Source organism: Neisseria sp. P0021.S006 (assembly GCF_051956895.1).
Genome location: NZ_JBQCWZ010000740.1, coordinates 1 through 690, shown reverse-complemented (window position 1 = coordinate 690; position 690 = coordinate 1). Strand labels below are relative to the sequence as shown.

The 690-nt window shown below is 39.4% G+C and carries 1 protein-coding gene; it reads left to right on the top strand.

Annotated features, from left to right (window positions below; genetic code table 11):
- Positions 1–335: 335 nt before the first annotated feature.
- Positions 336–690: division/cell wall cluster transcriptional repressor MraZ (locus tag ACTHUM_RS16820; protein ID WP_440403530.1), on the top strand; the 355-nt coding region annotated here is incomplete at its 3' end.

Here is a 690-nt window from a genome sequence, read left to right as displayed (position 1 = left end):
TAATTGAGTATAAAAATACTATATGTAGTATTTTTATACTATAAATAATACTACATATAGTATTTAATGCTAAACGAGACACTTAATAAACCCATATGTCATGCATCATTACATATATAAGATGTTGAATTTAAATCGTTTAGTGTTTTATTTCAGATAAGAAACGGATTTGACCTGATTGCCAAAATTTCTTATAGTGTCGGTTAGTGGGGCATAGTGGGTGAAAGTGGTTACTTTTCCTAAAAAGTGTTCCGTGGAAGTGAAAACGAAAGATTTTAGGAAGGTGGGATTTTTAATCCCACTCTGTTTTATTTTAATCGAATTTGGGGTGTGATGTGTTTGGCGGTGCTCATGAATTGAGTATGGACAGTAAAGGGCGGTTGGCGATTCCTGCTAAATTCCGCGATATTTTGCTGCGCCGTTATACGCCTGCAATTGTGGTCACACTGGATTCCCGAAAAAAATTATTGATGTACCCCGAGCCCGTTTGGGAAGAAAAAGCCGAGCAGATTCTGAAGTTGAAAGTAGCCGGCAATGAATCTTTGCAACGGTATCAGAATTTGCTGCTGCACAATGCGGAGATTTTGGAGTGGGACAGCGCCGGACGCGTTTTGATTCCGGCCAATCTGCGCAAACGTGTGGATTTTGAAAAAGAAGTTACTTTGGTTGGCCGTGCAAACCGTATGGAGT